General features: G+C 69.3%; 23 protein-coding genes. 1 reads left to right on the top strand and 22 read right to left on the bottom strand.

Features of this window, described 5'->3' with window-relative positions; translation table 11 throughout:
* The 21 genes from KOL93_RS03565 to KOL93_RS03465 form a co-directional block, all read right to left on the bottom strand.
* A complete protein-coding gene (locus KOL93_RS03565; protein ID WP_221583959.1) occupies window positions 1-1,413 on the bottom strand; it encodes an RNA polymerase sigma factor in 1,413 nt (470 codons plus the stop codon).
* A gap of 68 nt (window positions 1,414-1,481) precedes the next feature.
* A complete protein-coding gene (locus KOL93_RS03560) occupies window positions 1,482-2,054 on the bottom strand; it encodes a GNAT family N-acetyltransferase (protein ID WP_221583958.1) in 573 nt (190 codons plus the stop codon).
* Between the two features lie 27 nt (window positions 2,055-2,081).
* The gene (locus KOL93_RS03555; protein WP_221583957.1) at window positions 2,082-3,011 is read right to left on the bottom strand and encodes an RluA family pseudouridine synthase; all 930 of its coding nucleotides are present in this window, start codon (window positions 3,009-3,011) and stop codon (window positions 2,082-2,084) included.
* Window positions 3,004-3,564 carry a signal peptidase II gene (locus tag KOL93_RS03550; RefSeq protein WP_221583956.1) on the bottom strand — a complete coding sequence of 187 codons (561 nt, stop codon included), beginning with the start codon at window positions 3,562-3,564 and terminating at the stop codon, window positions 3,004-3,006. Before KOL93_RS03550 ends, KOL93_RS03555 begins: the two co-directional genes overlap by 8 nt.
* Before the next feature lie 10 nt (window positions 3,565-3,574).
* Entirely contained in the window at window positions 3,575-4,192 is a 618-nt protein-coding gene (locus KOL93_RS03545; protein WP_221583955.1) for a DivIVA domain-containing protein, read from the bottom strand.
* A 38-nt stretch (window positions 4,193-4,230) separates the two neighbouring features.
* Complete coding sequence (locus tag KOL93_RS03540) at window positions 4,231-4,536, bottom strand: YggT family protein (protein ID WP_221583954.1); 306 nt, start codon at window positions 4,534-4,536, stop codon at window positions 4,231-4,233.
* A gap of 77 nt (window positions 4,537-4,613) precedes the next feature.
* Window positions 4,614-5,078, bottom strand: coding sequence for a cell division protein SepF (locus KOL93_RS03535; RefSeq protein WP_221583953.1), 465 nt, complete (start codon window positions 5,076-5,078; stop codon window positions 4,614-4,616).
* A gap of 36 nt (window positions 5,079-5,114) precedes the next feature.
* Entirely contained in the window at window positions 5,115-5,798 is a 684-nt protein-coding gene (locus tag KOL93_RS03530) for a YggS family pyridoxal phosphate-dependent enzyme (RefSeq protein ID WP_221583952.1), read from the bottom strand.
* Complete coding sequence (gene ftsZ / locus KOL93_RS03525; protein ID WP_221583951.1) at window positions 5,795-7,006, bottom strand: cell division protein FtsZ; 1,212 nt, start codon at window positions 7,004-7,006, stop codon at window positions 5,795-5,797. The genes KOL93_RS03530 and ftsZ overlap by 4 nt, the downstream gene beginning before the upstream one ends.
* A gap of 174 nt (window positions 7,007-7,180) precedes the next feature.
* On the bottom strand, window positions 7,181-7,951 hold the full coding sequence (locus KOL93_RS16105; RefSeq protein ID WP_308291528.1) for a cell division protein FtsQ/DivIB: 771 nt from the start codon (window positions 7,949-7,951) through the stop codon (window positions 7,181-7,183).
* Window positions 7,952-8,152: 201 nt separating this feature from the next.
* Window positions 8,153-9,565, bottom strand: a complete 1,413-nt coding sequence (murC, locus tag KOL93_RS03515) for a UDP-N-acetylmuramate--L-alanine ligase (RefSeq protein WP_221583949.1) — start codon at window positions 9,563-9,565, stop codon at window positions 8,153-8,155.
* Window positions 9,562-10,653 carry a UDP-N-acetylglucosamine--N-acetylmuramyl-(pentapeptide) pyrophosphoryl-undecaprenol N-acetylglucosamine transferase gene (locus KOL93_RS03510; RefSeq protein WP_221583948.1) on the bottom strand — a complete coding sequence of 364 codons (1,092 nt, stop codon included), beginning with the start codon at window positions 10,651-10,653 and terminating at the stop codon, window positions 9,562-9,564. The genes murC and KOL93_RS03510 overlap by 4 nt, the downstream gene beginning before the upstream one ends.
* Entirely contained in the window at window positions 10,650-11,879 is a 1,230-nt protein-coding gene (gene ftsW / locus KOL93_RS03505; RefSeq protein WP_221583947.1) for a putative lipid II flippase FtsW, read from the bottom strand. The genes KOL93_RS03510 and ftsW overlap by 4 nt, the downstream gene beginning before the upstream one ends.
* Window positions 11,845-13,392, bottom strand: a complete 1,548-nt coding sequence (gene murD / locus KOL93_RS03500; protein WP_221583946.1) for a UDP-N-acetylmuramoyl-L-alanine--D-glutamate ligase — start codon at window positions 13,390-13,392, stop codon at window positions 11,845-11,847. The genes ftsW and murD overlap by 35 nt, the downstream gene beginning before the upstream one ends.
* Window positions 13,389-14,501 (bottom strand): phospho-N-acetylmuramoyl-pentapeptide-transferase, encoded by a 1,113-nt coding sequence (gene mraY, locus KOL93_RS03495; RefSeq protein WP_221583945.1) that lies wholly within the window; start codon window positions 14,499-14,501, stop codon window positions 13,389-13,391. Before mraY ends, murD begins: the two co-directional genes overlap by 4 nt.
* The gene (locus KOL93_RS03490; RefSeq protein WP_221583944.1) at window positions 14,498-15,910 is read right to left on the bottom strand and encodes a UDP-N-acetylmuramoyl-tripeptide--D-alanyl-D-alanine ligase; all 1,413 of its coding nucleotides are present in this window, start codon (window positions 15,908-15,910) and stop codon (window positions 14,498-14,500) included. The genes mraY and KOL93_RS03490 overlap by 4 nt, the downstream gene beginning before the upstream one ends.
* Before the next feature lie 31 nt (window positions 15,911-15,941).
* Window positions 15,942-17,735 (bottom strand): peptidoglycan D,D-transpeptidase FtsI family protein, encoded by a 1,794-nt coding sequence (locus KOL93_RS03485; RefSeq protein ID WP_221583943.1) that lies wholly within the window; start codon window positions 17,733-17,735, stop codon window positions 15,942-15,944.
* A 47-nt stretch (window positions 17,736-17,782) separates the two neighbouring features.
* Window positions 17,783-18,361 (bottom strand): hypothetical protein, encoded by a 579-nt coding sequence (locus KOL93_RS03480; protein WP_221583942.1) that lies wholly within the window; start codon window positions 18,359-18,361, stop codon window positions 17,783-17,785.
* On the bottom strand, window positions 18,361-19,311 hold the full coding sequence (gene rsmH, locus KOL93_RS03475; protein ID WP_221583941.1) for a 16S rRNA (cytosine(1402)-N(4))-methyltransferase RsmH: 951 nt from the start codon (window positions 19,309-19,311) through the stop codon (window positions 18,361-18,363). The genes KOL93_RS03480 and rsmH overlap by 1 nt, the downstream gene beginning before the upstream one ends.
* 111 nt (window positions 19,312-19,422) lie before the next feature.
* Window positions 19,423-19,854: a division/cell wall cluster transcriptional repressor MraZ gene (mraZ, locus tag KOL93_RS03470; protein WP_221583940.1), complete on the bottom strand. Its 432-nt coding sequence runs from the start codon at window positions 19,852-19,854 to the stop codon at window positions 19,423-19,425.
* Window positions 19,855-20,138: 284 nt separating this feature from the next.
* The gene (locus tag KOL93_RS03465; protein WP_221583939.1) at window positions 20,139-20,528 is read right to left on the bottom strand and encodes a DUF3040 domain-containing protein; all 390 of its coding nucleotides are present in this window, start codon (window positions 20,526-20,528) and stop codon (window positions 20,139-20,141) included.
* Window positions 20,529-20,593: 65 nt separating this feature from the next.
* Here KOL93_RS03465 and KOL93_RS03460 point away from each other — a divergent pair, with 65 nt between their 5' ends.
* Complete coding sequence (locus tag KOL93_RS03460) at window positions 20,594-21,700, top strand: polyprenyl synthetase family protein (RefSeq protein ID WP_308291527.1); 1,107 nt, start codon at window positions 20,594-20,596, stop codon at window positions 21,698-21,700.
* A 25-nt stretch (window positions 21,701-21,725) separates the two neighbouring features.
* On the opposite strand, the gene KOL93_RS03455 is transcribed toward KOL93_RS03460, so the two are convergent.
* On the bottom strand, window positions 21,726-22,079 hold the full coding sequence (locus KOL93_RS03455) for an Rv2175c family DNA-binding protein (protein ID WP_221583938.1): 354 nt from the start codon (window positions 22,077-22,079) through the stop codon (window positions 21,726-21,728).
* Window positions 22,080-22,168: the final 89 nt, after the last annotated feature.

Below are 22,168 nucleotides of genomic sequence, written 5' to 3'. Positions count from 1 at the left end.
TCAGGTGGTGGACTCGGGCGCGTCGTCGACGACCTCGAAGGCGAATGTCGTGCGTGAGGACCACGTCGGCAGCTCTCCGATCGCGCTCGTCTCGCCCGTCTGAGCACCGGAGCTCGTCACGCCGAGCACGAGGGCGCGCTCCGTGTCGATCGCGATGTCCGTCCACGCATCCCACGACGCCGACGACCATGAGAAGCGGATCGTGGTCACGTCGCCGTCGACCGAGCGCACCTCGGATCCGGCGAGCAGCGCCAGCGCCCGCAGCTGCGCCGCGCGCACCTCGGGCGGCGCGAGGGCCTGGCTGGGATCGTCGACGATGCTCTCGACGATCGAGCTGTCGCTCGCCGTGCTGTCCCGCTGCTCTCCAACGCGCTCTCGCGCCCACTCGAGGTAGTCGCCCGCGTCGGTGGGCATCTCGTCCCACAGGTCACGTCCATCGAGCGTGTACTCGTGATCGGTCTCGCCGAATGCGCCCATGTCGCTGTACACCCCTCCCGAAGCGACGAGCACATCGCGCTCGGACGCCCCCAGGTCCGGAGCGGCGATCGACGTGTCGCCGTAGGCGGCGACGATCTCGCCGGGCTCGACGACACGGAACCAGTCGTCCGCACGCTCGCGAGGCACGTACATCGACGTGCGCCCCGAGATCACCCACGCGGCCTCGGCCGCGGCGATGTCGCCGTTGCCGCGCTCCGCGCCCTCCGGCATGTCGTCGTCCCAACCGGCGAGCCACTCGCCCGCGCTCTCGATGCGCAGGTAGGCGCCCTCCGGGACGTCGAACGGCGCCCCGGAGATCGCGATGTCTGCGGCATCCTCGAGGACGTCCGCCGCCGCATCGGCCGTCGTCACGGATGTCGGCGGCGCGATCGCCTGGACGGTCGCGATCGCGACGGCGGCCGCCGCACCCACGCCGACCAGTGCGCCGATCCCGACGCCCAGCCTCCGCCCCTGCCGGCGGGCGGCGCGCCGCCGCTCCCCGCGGATCTCCTCTCGCAGCGCCTCGCGGGCCACGACGATGTGCTCGTCCTCGATGCGCGGCGCGAGCTCGCGCAGGGCGCGCTCGGCGTCCAGCCGAGCATCCGACGACGGAACGGATCCGTCTTCCTGTACCTCCGCCGCCGCGGAGGCGTGTTCGAAGGCGCGCCATTGCGTCGCCTCCTGCGCCCGGTGCCGCTTGATGAGGCGCGTCGCAATGCCGAGCAGCCACGGCCGGGCCGAGTCGCTGTCGGCATCGAACGACGCGCGGCGCCGGAACGCGACCAGGAACGTCTCGCTGAGGACGTCGTCGACGCCGTCGACGCCCAGGCGGCGCCGCACGTACCCGCCGACGGCACGGCTGTGCCGCTCGAAGATCTCGGCGAACCTTCCGGGATCCTCGATCGAGGCGGCGATGTCCTCGCTGTCTGTGCTCATATCGGGTATTGCAGACCCAGCGTGATCCGGTTCACGGTTTCCGCCGGATCCGACGAGGTCGCCGCGCGTCACGCGAGCGGCAGGCGCATGATGACCCGCGGGAAGCCGCCCGAGACGGCGTCGGTGTCGGCTGCCCAGGCGAAGCCAGCCCGCTCGAAGGCAGCGCGGAAGCCGACGAAAGCCATCGTCAGGTCGACCTTCTCGCCCATGTTGTCGACCGGGTACCCCTCGATCGCCGGGGCGCCTCGCTCACGCGCGAAGGAGACGGCGCCTGCGAGCAGCGGATCCAGGATGCCCATCTTGCGATGCCCGGGACGCACGCGCAGGCACCACACGGACCAGACCGGGAGGTCGTCGACATGCGGGATCTTCCGGCTGCGCGCGAACTGCGTCTCCGATCGCGGCGCGACGCCCGCCCACCCGACCGGTTCGTCGCCGTCATAGGCGAGCACTCCGGGCGGGCGGTCCGACGCGCACATGGCGCGCACGTAGTCGCCCCGCTCAGTCCCCCGCAGCGCACGATTCTCCTTCTCAGGCAGGCGGTGGCTCAGGCACCAGCACACGTTCGCGTCGGGGCGCTTCGGGCCCACGAGAGCGCGCACGCCCGCGAAGTCGGCCGCTGGCCGCACGTCGATCGCCATGGGGTCATCATGCCGTGCGGCCCTCGGTCAGAACAGCCCGTCGCGCAGGAGATCGAGGGCGTGCTGGAGGTCGGCGGGATAGTCCGAGGTGAACGACACGCGCTCGCCCGTGGCGGGGTGGTCGAACGCGAGCTCGTGGGCGTGCAGCCACTGGCGCGTCAGCCCGAGCCGTTCGGAGAGCGTGGGGTCGGATCCGTACAGCGGGTCGCCGACGCACGGATGGCGATGGGCCGCCATGTGCACCCGAATCTGATGGGTGCGTCCGGTCTCGAGGTGCACGTCGAGGAGGGAGGCTCGCGGGAACGCCTCGATCGTCTCGTAATGGGTGATCGAGTCCTTGCCGTCGGACGTCACCGCGAACTTCCACGAGTGGCTCGGGTGGCGGCCGATGGGCCCGTCGATCGTGCCGACCAGTGGATCCGGGTGGCCCTGCACGACCGCGTGGTAGATCTTGTCGACCGTGCGGTCCTTGAACGCGCGCTTGAGGAGCGTGTACGCGTGCTCCGACTTCGCAACGACCATGAGTCCGCTCGTGCCCACATCGAGACGGTGAACGATGCCCTGGCGCTCTGCGGCGCCGCTCGTCGCGATCGTGACGCCGGCGGCCATGAGTGCGCCAGGAACGGTCGGGCCCTCCCAGCCGGTCGACGGGTGCGCCGCGACGCCCGCGGGCTTGTCGACGACGACGATGTGGTCGTCCTGGAAGACGATCCCGAGATCGGGGACCTCGACGGGGACGACCCTCGGCTCTTCCTTGGGCGCCCATTCGACGTCGAGCCAGGACCCGCCCGTCACGCGATCGGACTTGCCGACCGCGAGACCGTCGAGGTGCACGCCCCCGGCCGCTGCGACCTCAGCCGCGAATGTGCGCGAGAAGCCGAGCATCTTCGCGATCGCCGCATCCACGCGCGTTCCCTCGAGGCCGTCGGGGACGACGAGGCGGCGCGACTCACTCATCGGCCGTCTCGCCCGCGTCCGCCGTGCTCGTCCCGCGCGTGCCGTCGAATTCGACGCCGATGAGCACGAGGAGAGCGACCGAGATCATTCCGCCGACGATGAAGATGTCGGCGACGTTGTAGATCGCGGGCGTCGTCCAGAACCACATCCAGGGCGTGAGGATGAAGTCGACGACGTGACCGACCGCGAAGCCCGGGTCCCGGAACAGACGGTCGGCGAGGTTGCCGAGCACTCCCCCGAGGAGCAGCCCGAGCACGACCGCCCAGAGGCGCGAGCGCACGCGGGTGATCGCGATGAACACGATCGCGCCGGCGACGAGCGCGAGGGCGATCGTGAAGATCCACGTGACGCCCTCGCCCATCGAGAACGCCGCACCGGGGTTGAACACGAGCAGCCACTGGAGGCCCTCGCCGAGGACCTGCACGGGCTCGCCCACGGTGAGGGCACCAAGTGCGTACTGCTTGCTCAACTGATCGGCGGCCAGCACCACGCCCGCGAGGATCGCGATCGTGATGCCGGCCGCCGACGCAGGAAGAGGAGTTCTTCCTTTCACTACTCGTGAATCAGAGGCCGACGGCCGAGACGGGCGTCTTGCCCGAGCCCGAGTCGGGTGCGTCGAGGTCGGCGAGCTTCTGCTCGAAGTAGCCGCGGAGCTGCTGACGGTAGTCGCGCTCGAACTGGCGCAGCTCGGTGATGCGCCCCTCGAGCGACTTGCGCTCGGAGTCGAGCTTCTGCGAGATCTCGCGCTGCTTCGCCTCGGCGGACGACACGATGCTCTCGGCCTTCGCCTCGGCGTCGTCGACGAGCCGCTTGGCCGTGGCCTCGCCCTCGGCGACGTGCTCGTCATGCAGACGCTCGGCGCGCGCGATGATGCCCGCGGCGCTCGTGGCCGTGCTCGTGACCGAACCGGAGGCATCCGACGGAGCGGCCTCGGGAGCCTCCTCGACGACCTCGGGAGCCTCAGCGGGCTTCTCCTCGGCGGCGGGGGCCTCGGGAGCCGCGGCGGCACCGGACTCCAGCTCGGCGATGCGCTCCTTGAGCTGCGTGTTCTCGTCGATCGTCTTGCGCCATTCGACGACGATCTCGTCCAGGAAGTCGTCCACCTCGTCGGGGTCGAAACCCTCCTTGAAGCGGACGTGCTGGAACTGCTTGGTGACGACGTCTTCCGGCGTCAGTGCCATGGTGTGACCCCTCTTTCGATGGTGAGCATCATGATAATTCAGTTCATCACTGCGACGACCCGGAGGATCGACATCAGGATGAAGCACAGGAGCATCGTGATCGCGAAACCGAGATCGATCGCGATCGCGCCGATGCGCAGCGGAGGAATGTGTCGGCGGAAGAACCGGATGGGCGGATCCGTGACGGTGTAAATGATCTCGCAGACGATGAGGAGGCCGCCCTTCGGCCGCCATCCCCTGTTGAACATGGGGATGTACTCAAGAACGAGGCGCGCGAACAGCACCACCACGTACAGAGACAGGAGAAGGTGCAGGATCGATGCGACGAATCCGATGACAGCCACGAGAGATCAGCCTACGCGAGAAGGCCCGGTGACACCGAATGGCGCACCGGGCCCGACGACGAGCGGTTCCGGAATGATCAGCTGCCGAACGCCTGGTCGTCGGCGGTCGCGATGCCGCCGTCACCCGAGACCGCGATGTTCTCGGGACTCAGGAGGAAGACCTTGCTGGTCACGCGCTCGATGCGGCCGTAGAGACCCATCGACAGACCGCTCGCGAAGTCGATGAGGCGACGCGCGTCGGCGTCGGACATCTGCGAGACGTTGATGATCACCGGCAGGCCGTCGCGGAAGTGCTCGGCGATGGTCTGCGCGTCGCGATACTGCTTCGGATGGACGGTCACGATCTCGTTGACCGATGCGCTGGCCGGCTGACGCACGACGGTGGGGCGACGCAGAGGCGTCACGGGAGCCGGCTTGTCGTCATCGTGCTTCTCCTCACGCTGAACCGTGCGGGCGGGGGGCTGCGCGGCCTCCTCCTCGATGTATTCCTCTTCGTCGGCGAGGCCGAGGTAGACCATCGTCTTCTTGAGCGGGTTCGCCATGGCGTCCTCCGGTTGGGTGCTCGTCTTGTGTGAAGGCTAAACCTGGTATGGCCTCGGCCCGGTGATTGCCGAACCGATGCGCAGGTGTGTCGCGCCGCAGGCGATCGCCTCGGCGAAATCCTGCGACATGCCCGCCGACATCCACGTCGCCTCCGCGTCGATCCGACGGACACGCTCGGCGAGATCCGCGAGACGCTCGAACGCCGCCGCGGCGGGCTCATCGAGCGGCGCGACGGCCATCACGCCGCGCAGCCGCAGGGTCTCGGCCGCGGCGACCTCCTCCGCGAGCTCCTCGAGCCCGTCGGGAGCGACGCCTCCGCGCTGCGGGTCGCTCGTGAGGTTGATCTGCACGAGGACGTCGAGCGGATCCTGCCCTTCCCCGGCCCGGTCCAGAGCGGCGACCAGCTTGACGCGGTCGACGGAGTGCACGGCATCCGCGGCGCGGCGCACCGCGCGCACCTTCTTCGACTGCACCTGTCCGACGAAATGCCACCTCAGCTCGTCGAGGTCCGCGAGCTCCTCCGCCTTCGCCGACAACTCCTGCTGGCGGTTCTCGGCGACGTCGCGGACGCCGAGCGCGGCGAGCTCGCGCACGACCTGTGCAGGGTGGAACTTCGTCACGACGATTCGCGTGATCTCACTCGGATCGCGGCCGACGGAACGCGCCGCATCGGCGATGGATCCGTCGACCGCGGCCAGGCGGGACGCGAGGGTCGTCACTTCAGGAATTCGGGGATGTCGATGTCGTCGTCATCGGAGCCGTTCGACTCGGCGAGCACGGGCGTCGACGGGATCGACGGCGCCGCCGCGACGACGGGAGCGACGGGCTGAGGGGCCGGCGACGGCGCCTTCTCGGACTCACCGGACTCCGACTCCGAGACCGTCACGGCCGAGAGGGAGTCACCGGGAAGTGACGGCCGCGGAAGCGTCTCTTCTCCGCCGCGCGCCCCGAATGCCGGCACGTCGACGCGCGACTGCGGCTCGCCGCCGTCGAAGCCTGCGGCGACGACCGTGACGCGCACCTCATCGCCGAGCGTGTCGTCGATGACGGTTCCGAAGATGATGTTCGCCTCGGGGTGCGCGGCTTCCTGCACGAGGCGCGCGGCATCGTTGATCTCGAAGATCCCGAGGTTCGAGCCACCCTGGATCGACAGCAGCACGCCGTGCGCGCCCTCGATCGACGCCTCGAGCAGCGGCGACTCGACCGCCAGCTCCGCGGCCTTGATCGCGCGATCCGCGCCGCGTGCGGAGCCGATGCCCATGAGGGCGGATCCCGCCCCCTGCATGACGCTCTTCACGTCGGCGAAGTCGAGGTTGATCAGACCGGGCGTCGTGATGAGGTCGGTGATTCCCTGCACACCCGCGAGGAGCACCTGATCGGCCGTCGCGAAGGCCTCGACCATCGAGATGCCGCGATCGCTGATCTCGAGCAGGCGATCGTTCGGCACGACGATGAGCGTGTCGACCTCCTCCTTCAGGATGGAGACGCCCTGCTCGGCCTGCTGCTGACGGCGACGACCCTCGAAGGAGAACGGCTTCGTGACGACGCCGATCGTGAGCGCGCCGATCGACTTCGCGATCCGCGCGACGACGGGTGCGCCACCGGTCCCGGTGCCACCGCCCTCACCGGCCGTGACGAAGACCATATCGGCGCCCGCGAGCGCCTGCTCGATCTCCTCGGCGTGGTCCTCTGCCGCGCGGCGCCCCACTTCGGGGTCGGCTCCCGCGCCGAGGCCGCGCGTGAGATCGCGCCCCACGTCGAGCTTGATGTCGGCGTCGCTCATGAGCAGCGCCTGCGCATCGGTGTTGATCGCGATGAACTCGACGCCGCGCAGCCCGAGTTCGATCATGCGGTTGACGGCGTTGACGCCACCACCGCCGACGCCGACCACCTTGATGACGGCGAGGTAGTTCTGGTTCTGGCTCATGCTGCCTCCATCGACGGAACCTGGGCTGCTGCCGGAGAACCTCGAACCTTCACCCTCTACATGAGAGTTAAAGTATTCACCGGCATATACTTTGCTCGTCCTCGACGGTACGTGGCGGAGGTCGCCTGACGTCGCAACGCCACGGGGTGTGTCGGCAGAAACAGGCGACGGATCTCAGCCGACGACGAGCACGTCCGCCGACGACACGTCGTACATCGACACGGTGCCGGGCGGATTCGCGCGGAATCCGGCCTCGAGGACCGACATCTTCTCGGCGGTGTCGGAAGCACTCCCCCACACGACCCGGACGCCGCCGCCGTCCGTCAGATCGAACGACACGTCGTCGGGCGTCGACGCGCGAATCGTCGCGACGCGCACGGCGACATCGGCCGGCAGCGAACGGAGCACCTGACCCGCCGCCGCGAACGCCTCCGACGACGGACCGCCCTCGACCTCCGCGAGCGGCAGCCCCTCAGGCTGCTGTGCGCTCGTGGCCAGCGGGACGCCCGCCGCATCGAGCGTCGTGAATCCGGCGTCCGATGCGACGACGGCGACCGGCGTGCGCTCGACGATGCGCACGACGAGCTCGTGCGGCGGGTTCGACTCGACCGAGTACGTCTCGATGAGGGGAAAGGCGAGGAGCTCCGCCTTGATCTCGCTCTCGTCCACCAGGGGCAGGGGTCGGCCCATCTGGTCCTCGAGCGCGCCGGCGACCGTCTCGGCGTCCAGCGACTCCGCGCCCACGATGTCGATGCGCTCGACCGCGAACAGCGGACTGTATGCGGCGCCGACGGTTCCGACGACGACGAGCGCGACCGCCCCGAGTCCGCAGAGCCAGATGATCCTTCTCCGCCGTGCGCGTGCCGTGAACCGGCGCACCTCCGCGCGCTCCGCGCGACGCCGGCGCCGGGCTGCGCGCCACACGCCGAGCGGACCGCGCGGCACATCGGCACGCGATTCCTCGGCTCGCGAGGGATCTGCGCGATCTGTGCCGTCGGGCTCCACGGGTACCCGACGCGCACGCGCGAACGGCACGATGTCGCCGAGGCTCCGGCGTTCCTGCTCTGCGGGCTGGTCCGCCCACTCCTCAGGTTCCGCGTCGTCCGTCCGGGACGCGCGGGGAGGAAGAGGTCCTGGCCGCTTCACCTAGCGCTGCTCCTCGCCCGCACCCGCGCTCTTCAGGGCATCCAGCACCTGGGGGATGATGCGGTAGACGTCGCCGCAGCCGAGCGTGATGATGTAGTCGCCGTCGCGTGCGACCTGCGCCGCACGCTCTGCCGCCTGCTGCCAGTCGGGCACGTAAGAGACGCCGGACTGATCCGCGAACGCCTCCTCGACGAGCGCGCCCGTGACGCCGGGGATCGGATCCTCGCGCGCGCCGTACACGTCGAGGACGACCGTGTGATCCGCAAGGTCCTCGAGGACCCGCGCGAACTCGGCCGACATGAGCTGCGTGCGCGAGTAGGTGTGCGGCTGGTGGAGAGCGACGAGGCGGCCGTCGCCTACCACCGTGCGTGCCGCGGAGAGCGCGGCGGCGACCTCGGTCGGGTGGTGGGCGTAGTCATCGAATACGCTGACGCCGCGTTCGGTGCCGTGCAGCTCGAAGCGGCGCACGGTGCCGGAGAACTCCTCGACGCCGCGCACAGCGGCCTCGAGATCGAAGCCGAGCGAGACGAGCACGGCGACGGCCCCCGCGGCGTTGATCGCGTTGTGGCGACCGGGGACGCGCAGCTGCGCGTCGATCCGCTCGGCTCCACGGACCAGCCCGAATGACACGGGCCCCTCGGTCGCGATATCGACGACCCGCACGTCGGCGCCCTCGGACTCGCCGAAGGTCACGACGCGGTCGTGCGAGAGGCGCCCGCTCACACGCACGGCCCCCTCGTCGTCGGCCGAGATCACCACGGCCTCGCGCGCCGCGTCGGCGAACCGCACGAAGGCGTCGTCGAACGCCTCCCGGGTGCCGTAGTGATCGAGATGGTCGGCATCGACATTCGTGATGAGCGCGACCGCCGTGTCGTAGATGAGGAAGGTGCCGTCGGATTCGTCTGCCTCGACCACGAACAGATCGTCGGATCCCGTACGGCTCGACGTGCCGAACTGCTGGATCACGCCGCCGTTGACGTAGCTCGGATCGGCCCCGACGCCCGCGAGCCCCGCGACGATCATGCCCGTCGACGTGGTCTTGCCGTGCGCCCCCGCCACCGACACGAGGCGACGGCCGGCGATGAGGTACTTGAGGGCCTGCGAGCGATGCAGCAGCGTGATGCCGCGCTCCTTCGCCGCGAGGTATTCCGGGTTCTCGGGCCAGATCGCGCCCGTGTAGACGACGGCGTCGACGTCGCCGAGATGAGCCGCGTCGTGCCCGATGTGCACAGTCGCGCCGAGCGCGGCGAGGTCGCGAGTGTTCTGACTCTCGGCGCGGTCGGACCCGGTGACGGGGACCCCCGCCTCGACGAACATGCGGGCGAGACCGGAGATGCCCGACCCGCCGATGCCGATGAAGTGGACCGCGCGGATCTCGTCGGGAACCGGGACGGAGAGATCGGGAGCGATCATGACGAGGTCTCCTCACGCGCATCGAGCGCTCGGTCGAGGTGGGCGATGACGTTCTCGGTGCCGAAGCGGGTTCCCGTGCCTTCGGCTGCGGCCGTCATCCTCGCGATGGCGTCGCGGTCGCCGAGAAGAGACACGACGTCGCGGCGCATCCGATCAGGCGTGAACTCCGCGTCGTCGACCAGCAGCGCGGCGCCCGCCGCCACGGCCGCGGCGGCGTTGAGCTTCTGCTCGCCGTTTCCGACCGGGTAGGGCACATAGATCGCGGGAATGGACAGCGCTGAGATCTCCGAGACCGTCGAGGCCCCGGCGCGCGAGATCACGAGGTCGGCGAGCGAGAAGGCGAGGTCCATGCGCGAGACGTAGCGGCGGAGCGCGTACCCCGGGACACCCGGATCCGCGAGTTCGTTCTTGTCGCCGGTGATGTGGAGGAGCTGCCAGCCCGCGTCGAGGACGTCGCGCCAGGAGCCGGCGAGGGTCTCGTTGATGCGACGCGCCCCCAGCGACCCGCCGAAGGCGAGGAGAACGGGCTTGTCGGGATCCAGGCCGAATTCGCGAGCGGCCTCCTGACGCAGCGCAGCGCGGTCGAGCGACACGAGCTCGGGCCGCAGCGGCATGCCGACGACCTCGCCACGGCGGATCCGCGTGCCGTCGAACGCGACACCCACGGCGACCGCAGAGAGTGCGCCGAGCACGTTCGCCAGACCAGGACGCGCGTTCGCCTCGTGAACGACCGCAGGGATGCGCTCCCGCCGAGCCGCGACGTAGGCCGGCGCGGACGCGTAGCCGCCGACGCCGAGCACCACATCGACGCCGCGATCGCGCAGGTAGCTGCGCACGAGCTTCACCGCACGCGAGAACCGCGCAGGGAATGCCACGGCGTCCCCGTTCGGGCGACGCGGAAACGGCACCTTCGGCACGATCAGCAGCTCGTAGCCGCGCTCGGGCACGAGACGAGATTCCAGCCCCTCCGCGGTTCCGAGGATCAGCACCTCAGCGTCGGGTTCGCGGGCCTTCAGCCCGTCGGCGACGGCAAGCATCGGGTTCACGTGACCGGCGGTTCCACCACCGGCGAGCAGGTACGTCGTCACCGGACGATCTTACGCCCGGACGACGCAGAGATCGCCCCGACGGGCTCGCTGCCGTCGGGCAGAGTGCGCGCGAGAGCCAGCAGCACGCCGCTGGCGATGAGCACCGCGAGCAGAGAGGATCCTCCGGCCGAGAGGAACGGGAGTGGCACGCCGAGCGCCGGGAAGATGCGCAGAACGACGCCGATGTTCACGAGTGCCTGCCCGATGAGCCAGACGCCGATGCCGCCCGCCGCCACGCGGACGAACATGTCGTCCGTGCGGCGCACGATGCGGAAGATGCCGACCGCCAGGACCGCGAACAGCGCGAGGACGACGATGCACCCGAGCAGGCCGAGTTCCTCGCCCACGATCGCGAAGATGTAGTCGTCGGCCGCCGCGGGGAGCCAGTTGTACTTCTCCTTCGAGTTGCCGAGGCCGAGGCCGAAGACCCCGCCCCCGGCGAGACCCCACATGCCGTGGAGCGGCTGGTAGCAGGTGCCGAGGTAGTCGTCGAGGCAGTCCTGGTCGAACACGCTGAGGATGCGGGTGAGGCGATTGGGGCTCGCGATCGCGAGAGCCGCGACGGCGCCGGCACCGGCGAGGATGATCGGCAGCAGCAGACGGAGCCGCACCCCCGCGAAGAAGAGCGCTCCGAGCACGAGGAACGCCATGATCATGGCTGTTCCCAGGTCCTCGCCCGCGAGCACGGATCCGAGCGCCAGCATCGCGACCGGCAGGATCGGGATCGCGACCTGCCAGAACCGCGTCAGGTGCTCGCGCTTGCGGTACACGATGAGCGCGACCCAGAGCGCGAGCGCGATCTTGAGGAACTCCGACGGCTGCACTGTGACGACCTTGAAGTCGAGCCAGTTGCGGTTGCCGCCGAACTCGAAGCCGAGGGGCGTGAAGACGAGGAGCTGCAGAATGACGGCGCCGACCAGTGCCGGCCACGCCAGGCGACGCAGCCAGCGCACGGGGAATCGACTCAGGATGAGCATCACCGGGATCCCGACGGCCGCGTAGACGAGATGGCCGAGCCCGCCGTTGAGCGGGCTGCCGGTCTCGCTGATCGATTCGACGGTCGTGGCCGAGAAGATCATCACGACGCCGAACGACGTCAGGAGCAGCACGGAGGAGGCGATCAGGAGGAACTCCACCGAGACCGGACCGATGCGGCGCCCGAGCGAGACGCGCGCCGAGAGAGCGCGGCCGTCAGCTGGTCTCGGGGGTCGCGCCGTCGTCGTCATGTGAGCTCCCCCTCTCGACTCGCTCGCGGACCGCCTGCTGGAAGCGATCGCCGCGTTCTCCGTACGTCTCGAACTGATCGAACGACGCCGCCGCCGGTGCGAGGAGCACCACGTCGCCGTCTTCCGCCGCGTGCGCGGCCAACTCGACCGCGCGCGACATGACGTCATCAGTCTGAGCGTGATCCACCTCGAACACCGGCACGTCCGGCGCGTGTCGCGCGAACGCCTCGCGCACGGGCGCACGATCCACACCGATCACCACGGCCGCCTTCACGGCGGACGCGCGAGCCGCGACGAGAGCCCCGATGTCCACGCCCTTGAACAGGCCGCCGACGATCCAGACGGCCCCGGGGAACGCCGCCAGAGAAGCGATCGCCGCGTGCGGGTTCGTCGCCTTCGAGTCGTCGATCCACGTGATGCCGGCCTCACGAGCCACGAGCTGGATACGGTGCGGATCCAGCTCGAACGTCTGCAGCGCCTGCCGCACGACGGACGGCGAGACGCCGATCGAGCGAGCGAGCGCGGCGGCCGCGAGGATGTTCTGCACGAGGTGCGGAACGGACAGTCCGCGGGCCCCGAGCTCCTCGAGCGTCACGAGCTCGGCCGCCGAGGTGCGACGGCTGTCGACGAACGCGCGGTCGGCGAGGATGCCGTCGACGACGCCGAGCTCACTCGGACCCGGGACGCCGAGATCGAAACCGATCGCACGGGCGCCCTCGATGACGTCGGCATCCTCGACCATGCGCATCGTCGCCTCGTCGGCCTTGTTGTACACGCAGGCGACAGCCGTGTGGCGGTACACCACGCCCTTTGCCGCACGGTAGGCATCGGCGGATCCGTGCCACTCGAGGTGGTCGTCGGCGATGTTGAGGCAGACCGACGAATGCGGGACCGGAGAACCCGCGCCGTCGTGGAGCCCGAGGTACCAGAGCTGATGGCTCGAGAGCTCGACGACGAGGACGTCGAAGCCCGCCGGGTCGCGCACCGCGTCGAGCACGGGCACGCCGATGTTGCCACACGGGGCCGCGCGCAGCCCGCCCTCGACGAGCATCGTCGCCGCGAGGCGCGTCGTCGTGGTCTTGCCGTTGGTCCCGGTGACGAACATCCACTCGGCCGGTGCGCCGTCGTCGCGCACCACCTTGTCGCGCACGCGCCACGCGAGCTCGATGTCGCCCCAGAGCGCGATGCCCTGCTCCCGGACCCACCGGATGACAGGGTGCGCCGGGGAGAAGCCCGGAGAGGCGACGACGACCTCCGGCGCGAAGGACACGAGCGCCCGCGGCGCCTCGTCGAGAGCCGTCTCCTCGAGCGCCGCGCCGATGACGGGCAGCAGCCGAGCGTACTCCTCGGGCGCCTGCTCGGTGACGACGAGCACATCGGCACCGAGCTCCGTGAGCGTGTCGGCGACGGAGAACCCGGTCGCGCCGAGGCCCAGAACCGCGACGCGCAGTCCCGTCCAGTCAGCCCGCCAGCTCGTGAGGGAGTCGAGTCGCGAGGACAGAGCGTCGGTCATACGCGTGAGAGCCATTCGATGTAGAGCGCGCCCACGCCCGTGACGGCGAACAGACCCGCGATGATCCAGAACCGCACGACGATCGTCGTCTCGGACCAGCCGCGGAACTCGAAGTGGTGGTGCAGAGGGCTGTTGAGGAACAGTCGCTTGCCGCGCGTCGCCTTGAAGTAGAGACGCTGCAGGATCACGGAGCCGCTCGACATGACGAAGAGGCCGGCGATCAGGACGCCGAGCAGCTCGGTGCGCGTGAGGATCGCCAGGGCCGCGATGACGCCGCCGATCGACATGGATCCCACGTCGCCCATGAAGATCTTCGCCTTCGGAGCGTTCCACCACAGGAATCCGACGAGGGATCCGACGAACGCGGCGGAGACGATCGCGAGATCGAGGGGATCTCGCACCTGGTAGCAGGCGGCGAGGTTGTCGGGAGACGTGCCCGCGCCGACGCATGCCTGGTTGAACTGCCAGAACGCGATGAGACTGTATGCGCCGACCACGAAGATGCCGGCGCCTGCGGCGAGCCCGTCGAGGCCGTCCGACAGATTGACGGAGTTCGAGAACCCCGCGCCCAGCAGCGACAGCCAGGCCGAGTACAGCAGCCAGCCGAGGACGGGGCCGAGCGCCATGAACGTCAGCACATCGATGTCGCGGATGAACGACACATACGGACTGCCGGGCGTGAGCCCGTAGCTGTCGGGGAAGTTCAGTGCGGCGATGCCGAAGGGCACCATGACGAGGATCTGGCCGACGATCTTCTTCCAGCCGCTGAGCCCCGCGTAATGCTGCATCTTGATCTTCATGTAGTCATCGATGAAGCCCACGGTGCCGAAGCCGAGCATCGCCCAGATGACGAGCCAGCCGGACACGGTCGGGGGGTTGCCGCCCACGAGCGTGCCGGCGAGGTAGCCGACGATCGTGCCGACGATGAAGATGACGCCGCCCATGGTGAGCGTGCCGCGCTTGGTCTCGTGCTTGGGGGCGTTGTAGCCCACGCTGTCGGTGCGGATGACCTGGCCCCAGCCCCACGCACGGAACATGCGGAAGAAGACCGGAGTCAGCAGAAGTGTGAACGCGAGCGAGATCGCCGCAGCTGCCAGTAGTGATCTCACGAGAACGATTCTCCCAGACGATCGCCGAGGAACCGCAGTCCCGCCGCATTGGACGACTTCACGAGCACGCGATCGCCGTCGCGCAGCTCGCCCATCAGATACTCATATGCCTCGTCGGCGGTCTCGAAGAACACGGCTTCGTCGCTCCACGAGCCCTCCGCGATGGCGGAGAGGTAGAGCGGGCGCGCCTCGGCCCCGACGACCACGATGCGCGGGATCCGCAGACGCACGGCGAGCAGTCCGATGCGGCTGTGCTCCTCGACGTCTCGCTCCCCCAGCTCGCTCATGGCGCCGAGAACGGCGACCATGCGCTCGTCGGGCGCCGTGATCTGCGCGAGGGTGCGCAGCGCCGCCTGCATCGCGTCGGGGCTCGCGTTGTACGCGTCGTTGACGATGCGGACGCGATCCGAGCCCATCACCTGCATGCGCCAGCGCTCCGCGAGCTCGATGCGCTCGAGGCGCTCCGCGGCGACGCGGGGGTCCACGCCGACGGCAAGTGCCGCGGTCAGAGCGGCCATGGCGTTCTTGACGTGGTGTGCCCCGAGCACCTTCAGGCGCAGGGGGATCCGCACGCCGTCGACGTCGAGCTGCGTGTCGGTGCCGGACGCCGAGACGGCGACGTCGACCGCACGCACGTCGGCGGCGGCGCCGTCGCCGAACCAGCGCACGCGCACGTCGCGCCGGCCGGCCGTGTCCGCCATCGCCGCGACCCGCGGGTCGTCGAGGTTCAGGACCGCGACGCCGCCAGGCCGCACCGCCTCGACGAGCTCGCGCTTCGCGACCGCCGTCTGCTCGATGCCGCCGAAGCCGCCGGCATGGGACAAGCCCACCATGAGCACGACGCCCACGTCGGGCGTCACGAGGCCGGCGAGGCGCGCGATCTGGCCCGACGCGTCCGCGCCGAACTCGCAGATGAGGAACTCGGTCTCCTCCGTGACGCGCAGCATGGTGAGCGGCGCGCCGACGGCGTTGTTGAAGGACGCGACGGGAGCGACTGTCTCGCCCTCCTCCGCGAGGATCTCGCGGAGCATGTTCTTCGTCGTCGTCTTTCCGTTGGATCCCGTGATCCCGATCACACGCAGACGTCCGAGAGCGCGCACGCGGTCGACGACTTCGCGGGCGAGCGCGGCGATCGCCTCGACGACGTCGCCGACGACGATCTGCGTCACCGGCGCATCGACGACGCGCTCCACGATCGCGACGGCCGCGCCCTGAGAGGCCGCGACGTCGACGAAGAGGTGCCCGTCGGTCACCTCGCCCGGCTTCGCGACGAAGACGTCGCCCCGAGCGATGTTGCGGGAGTCGGTGTCGACGGCGCCGGAGACGCGCGTCTCGACCGAGTCGAGCCCCGCGAGACGCAGGTCTCCGCCGGTGACGGCGGCGATCTCGGCGAGTGAGAGAGAAATCATAGGTGTGAGGATCCTTCGCGCGAGACGCGCGTCATTCCGCGAACTTGGGGAGCGGCTCGTACGGCTCGTCAGAAGGCTGGACGCGGTAGGTCTTCAAGACCTGGGTCATCGCCTTCTGGAATGCCGGGGCGGTCGCCGACGACGAGGTTACTCTACGCGGCTCGTCGAGGGTGACCATGACGATGTACTGGGGGTCCTCAGCGGGCGCCATGCCCACGAGGCTCGTGAAGTAGATGCCGGACTTGTAGTTGCCGTTGCCGTCGGTCTTCTGCGCCGTGCCCGTCTTCGCCGCGATGCGGTAGCCCGGGACCTGGATCAGCTCGGAGACGGACCCCTCGTTCGCGACGTTCTCGAGCACGGAGACCGTGTCGTTCGCGGCCTGCTCGCCGATGACGCGCTCGTCGTCCGGCAGATCAGGCGCCGTCACCTTGCCGTCGGCGCTCGTGCAGTCTTCGACGATGTGGAGCGGCGCGCGCACTCCCCCGTTCGCGAGCGTCTGGTACGCGCTCACGACCTGCGGCATCGTCACGGTGAAGGCCTGGCCGAACGTCGTCGTGTAGTGGGTCTGGCTGTCCCACGCGTCAGTCGGATGGAGCACACCCGGCTGCTCGCCCGTGAAGTCGATCGGGGTCTTCGTCCCCACGCCGAACTTCTCGAGGTAGTCGTGACGCGTGTCCTCCGTCACGAGGTCGCCCAGCTTCGACAGCGCCACGTTGGACGAGTCGATCATGGCACCGGTGAGCGTGTAGGTGTACTGCGGGTGGTCGTGTGAGTCGCCGACGCGCGCTCCGTTCGGGAACTCCTCGTACGAGGCCGCCGTCACGGGGGTCATCGTCGTCGCGGCGCCCTGATCGAGGACGGTCGCGGTCGTGATCGCCTTGAAGGTCGAACCAGGCTCGAACGAGGTCGTGAACACACGGGATCCTCGGTTCTCCTCGTCGGCCGCCCCCGGGTCGTTCGGGTCGAGCGTCGGATAGTCGACGGCGGCCTTCACCGCCCCCGTCTTCGCGTCGGCGACCATGATCGACCCCGACTTCGCCTGCTGCGTCTCGACCTCCTCCTTCAGCATCTGAAGGAGATACCAGCTGAGGTCGGTGTCGATCGTCAGCTGGAGCGTGCCGCCGTCGACGGCCGGCGTCTCCTGGGTCGTGCCGGGGATCCGCACGCCGCCGTCTCCCGACGTCTGGTACGAGACGCTGCCATCGGTCGACTCGAGGCAGGCGTCCTCGAGCATCTCGTAGCCGGCGAGGGGCGTGTCGTCACTGCTGGTGAAGCCCACGAGATTTCCGCCGACGGCGCCGTTGGGATACGCGCGCGACTTCTGCGGCTCGAACGTCAGCATCGGCGCGTCGAGGTCGATGAGCTCGCGGTACTGCTCGGTCGAGAGGCCCTTCTTGAGCGACGCCCAGCGCGCGTCGGGGTTCGCCTCGAGGGCCTCGTCCGCGATCTGCTCGATCTCGGATCCCGGCAAGTCGACGATCTCGCCGATCCGCTCCGCGAGGTGACCCCACGACTCGACGTACTCGTCCCCGCCCTCGTCGATGCGCGTGACGTCATCGGCGAGAGCAGGATCCACGGCGACGTCGTACCGCAGCGTGCTGCTGGCCAGCACCTGGCCGTCGGCATCGATGATCGACCCGCGCACGCCGAACAGCTCGTTCGATCCCACGAAACCGCCTACGCGGAGCGAGTCGTCGATGTGCTCCTGCGCCCGGACGACCTGGATGTCGAACAGCCGCGCGACGAACGCGAGGAGCACGATGAGGATGATGACCGCCGCCACACTCGTGCGGCGTCTCGCCGTCCGGCTCGCCCTCGCGTTCATCGCGTTCCTCGTCTCGGGGCTGTTCGTCGTCTCGGTGACTGGTCGTGTCAGTGGGTGGAGGGGATCGGGAGGCCGTCTTCGATGGGCGGAGCGACCGGGACATCGTCAGGCACGCTCTCCCCTGAGGATCCCCCGATGGTCGCCTCTCGGTCGGTGATCAGCGGCGTGTCGGCGATGAGAGCGTTCGACGCCGCGTTCCCGGCCCCCACGTTCACGGTCGACTGCGCGCTCGCCGGTTCGCCGGATCCGGTGATCTTCGCGTCGCTCAGACGCAGATAGCTCGGTGACGAATCGATGACCATGCCGAGCGCCGACGCGTTGGCGGCGAGATACTGCGGCGAGGCGAGTCCCGCGACCTCATCGGAGAGCTCCTGGCGGTCGAGCGTCAGCTGCTGCTGCTCGTGCTCGAGCGCCGCGAGCTCATAGGAGCTCTGGGCGGTGAGGATCGAGAGCCCGAGCTGCGCGGAGGCGATGAGAGCGGCGCCGGCCACGGCGACGAGCGCGTACGCGAGGCGCGGCCGACGTCGTCGGCGCGGTGCCGCGACGGGACGGAGATCGCGCTGCCGCTCTGGGCGGCGCGCAGGCTCGTCGAAGGGAAGAAGCGGATCGACCTCGGCGATGCTCATCAGTCCTCCTTCACTCTCTCGATCGCGCGCAGGCGCACGGGCTTGGCGCGGGGATTGCGGTCGGCTTCCTCCGGCGACGCCTGCTCGGCGCCGCGGACGAGGAGCCGGAAGCGCGGCTGGTGCTCTGGCAGCTCGACCGGCAGCCCGGCAGGTGCTGTCGAGCGCGTCGCCTCGGCGAACAGGCGCTTGACGAACCGGTCCTCGAGGGACTGGTAGCTGAGGACGACGAGGCGTCCCCCGACGGCGAGCGATGCCAGCGCCGCGGGAATCGCGCGCTCGAGCGCCGCCAGCTCGCCGTTCACCTCGATGCGGAGCGCCTGGAACACCCGCTTCGCGGGATGACCGGCGTTCTTGAGAGCTGCCGGAGTCGCCTTCTGGAGGACGTCGACGAGCTCACCCGAGCGTGTGAGCGGCGTGGTCTTCCTGGCCTCGAGGATCGCCCGCGCGTATCGCCCCGCGAGCTTCTCCTCGCCGAAGCGCTCGAAGATCCGTCGCAGGTCGCCCTCGCCGTACGTCGCGACGACGTCGGCGGCGGTCATGCCCTCCGTCGGGTTCATCCGCATGTCGAGGGGGGCGTCCTGCGCGTACGCGAAGCCGCGATCCGCCTCGTCGAGCTGCAGCGATGAGACGCCCAGGTCGTACAGCACACCGTCCGCGCGCTCGGCCCCCGCCTCGTCCAGCGCACCGAGGATCCCGTCGTACACCGTGTGCACGAGCGAGACGCGGTCTGCGAAGGGGGCGAGCCGCTCGCCTGCGATCCGAAGCGCCTGCGGATCCCTGTCCAACCCGACCAGGCGGGCGCCCGGGAAGCGCTCGAGGAACGCCTCCGCGTGTCCGCCCATGCCGAGCGTGCCGTCGACGTATACGGAGCCCTCCCTCTCGAGGGCAGGGCCGATGAGCTCGAGGCAGCGCTCGAGCAGGACGGGGATGTGGATGTCGCGGATGCTCATGATGTGTCCGGGTTGCTTCTGGGATGGGCCCGGAGGCTCTGATCCCCATCCGCGCGACCTGTCACCGGGGAAGTGACGACAGGGTCGCGGCTGGGAGTCACAGCCGCCGGCTCAGAACAGTCCCGGGATCACCTCCTCCTGCATCTCAGCGAATGCGTCCTCGTTGCCTGCCAGGTACGAGTTCCAGGACTCGGCATCCCAGATCTCGGCGTGGGCGCCGACACCGGTGACCACGAGCTCCTTGTTCAGCCCCGCGTACTGGCGCAGGTGCTGCGGCAGTGTGATGCGGTTCTGTCCGTCGGGCGTCTCGGCGCTCGCGCCGGAGAGGAACATGCGCATGAAGTCGCGGGCCTGCTTGTTGCTGAGGGGGGCCTGCCGGATGCGCTCGTGCACTTGTTCGAACTCCGACGTCGAGAAGACGTAGAGACACCGCTCTTGACCGCGGGTGACGACGACGCCTCCCGCGAGCTCCTCGCGGAACTTCGCCGGCAGGATGACACGGCCTTTGTCGTCGAGCTTCGGTGTGTGCGTACCCAGCAGCATCGGCCATTCACCCCCTCCGTGATCGGCCTTCCGTGAGGTTGCCCCCACATTACTCCACTTTCCCCCACCGACCACCCCCAAATTCACGAGGACGCGATATAGCACACCTCGGACCCCTTGAAACGACTGAGGTCCGGAGGAGTGGAGGAAACGGGAGGGGTGCCGTCAGCTCCCGCCTGCGCGACGGCGTGTCGCGCCACGGCGGCGAAACCCGTGGAGCGATGTGGAGACACACGAAAGCGCCGCCCCCGAAGGAGCGGCGTTGTCGAAGAGGATGCGGCGGATCAGCCCTGCTGGCGGCGATCCCACCGGTCGTTCATCTTGTCGATGAAGGACGCGTTGGACGGCGTGGACTGCGGCGAACGAGGCGAGCGATCGGGCCCGGACTCGGTCGAATCCTGGCCCTTGCCCGGCGAGAGCGCCAGGATCACACCGCCGACCATGGCGGCGAAGCCCAGGACGCCGGCGACGACGCCTCCGACGGTGGCGATGTTCCAGAGCGCGATGCCGGCGATGACGGCACCGAGGCCGAGAAGCACGAGAAGTGCGCCGATCAGCATGTTGCGGTAGCTGAACGTGCGCTCAGCACCGGTATGCACGACGTCGGCGTCGTTGTGCATGAGCTGGCGCTCCATCTCATCGAGAAGTCGCTGCTCCTGCTCGGAGAGTGGCATTGGTCCCCCTCGGGTGAAAGGTCGGCTTTCATTCTATCGCCAGAGCGTCCACCTAGGCTAGGTGCGTGCCGTCCCCTCACGACATCATCACAGACATCTCCGAGCGCCTGGCGAGCTTTGTCGAGATTCGACGACGCGAGGTGCGCGATGACACCGAGATCATGGCGGACGACGACGTCGCGAATGTGCTCCTCGATCACGCGACACGCGCACTCGAGGGCGGCAAGCGTCTTCGCGCACGCTTCGCGTACTGGGGATGGCGCGCCGTCACGGCGGACCCGGGATCAGCTCCGTCACACGTGGTGGATCTCGGCGCGGCTCTCGAGATCTTTCAGGCCGCGGCGCTCGTACACGACGACATCGTCGACAACTCCGACACCAGGCGCGGACGACCGGCAAGCTGGCGCGCTCTCGAGGCGACGCACCGCGAGAGCGAGTGGCACGGCTCCAGCGAGCAGTTCGGGCGCTCGGGCGCGATCCTCCTCGGCGACCTGCTGCTCAGCTGGAGCGACGATCTCTTCGAGCAGGCGCTGGCGGCGGTCGACGACGACGCGACGATCTCGCAGACGCGCGCCGAGTACGCCCGAATGCGGCGAGACGTGATCCTGGGGCAGTTCCTCGATGTGTCGGAGGAGGCCGCATGGCCGACGACCCCGGACGAGCACCACGCCGATCGCGCCCTGAGAATCGCGATCCTCAAGTCCGCCCGGTACAGCGTGCAGCAGCCGCTCGTCATCGGCGCCACGCTCGGCGGCGCGAGCGCAGAACGGCGCGCCGCGCTCGCCGACCTCGGTCACCCGCTCGGGCTCGCCTTCCAGCTGCGCGACGATGTGCTCGGCGTGTTCGGGGATCCCTCCGTGACCGGCAAGCCCGCGGGCGACGACCTGCGCGAGGGCAAGCGCACCCTGCTCGTCGCATACACGCGCGAAGGCATGGATGCGGAGGCACGGGCGAGCTTCGATGCGCGGCTCGGCGCGCCGGACCTCTCAGACGACGAGATCGACGGCATGCAGAGGACTGTGCGGGCGTCGGGGGCGCTCGACCGCGCAGAGCAGTTCATCGACGTTCAGACGCGCCGAGCGCGGAGCGCACTCGACGCCGCTGACCTCGACGCCGTGGCCGCCGACGAACTGCGGTCGCTCATCGCCGCGGCCACCCGCCGCGCGTCCTGAAAGCCGACTCGACAGCCGGCCCCGGTCAGGCGAGCGCCTGCGCGACTCGACGGACCTCGGCCTTGCGTCCGGCGAGCAGCGACTCGATCGGAGGATTGCCGAGCTCATCGTCGACAGTGAAGAGCCAGTCGATGATCTCGTCGTCGGAGAACCCCGCGTCCTGGAGGAGGATCGCCGTCCCGCGGAGCGACGCGAGCGGACGATCGCCGTCGACGAACGCGGCGGGGACGACGCGCACGCCCTCACGGCGCACGGCGATGAGCGCATGGTCGTCGATCAGACGATGCACACGCCCCGGCGTCTCCCCCAGGCGTTCGCCGACGTCGGGAAGCGTCAGCCATTCGATCGTTTCGGTCGGAGAAGTCGCGCTATCACTCACGCGTCGATTGTCGCACGGAGCGCCCGAGTCACACGGATCACTTATGCCACATTCGCCCCAGGCGTTATCACCCGTTGACACTGTTACCC

Source organism: Microbacterium salitolerans (assembly GCF_019720895.1).
GTDB lineage: Bacteria > Actinomycetota > Actinomycetes > Actinomycetales > Microbacteriaceae > Microbacterium.
This window is presented reverse-complemented; position numbering and strand designations above follow the sequence as displayed.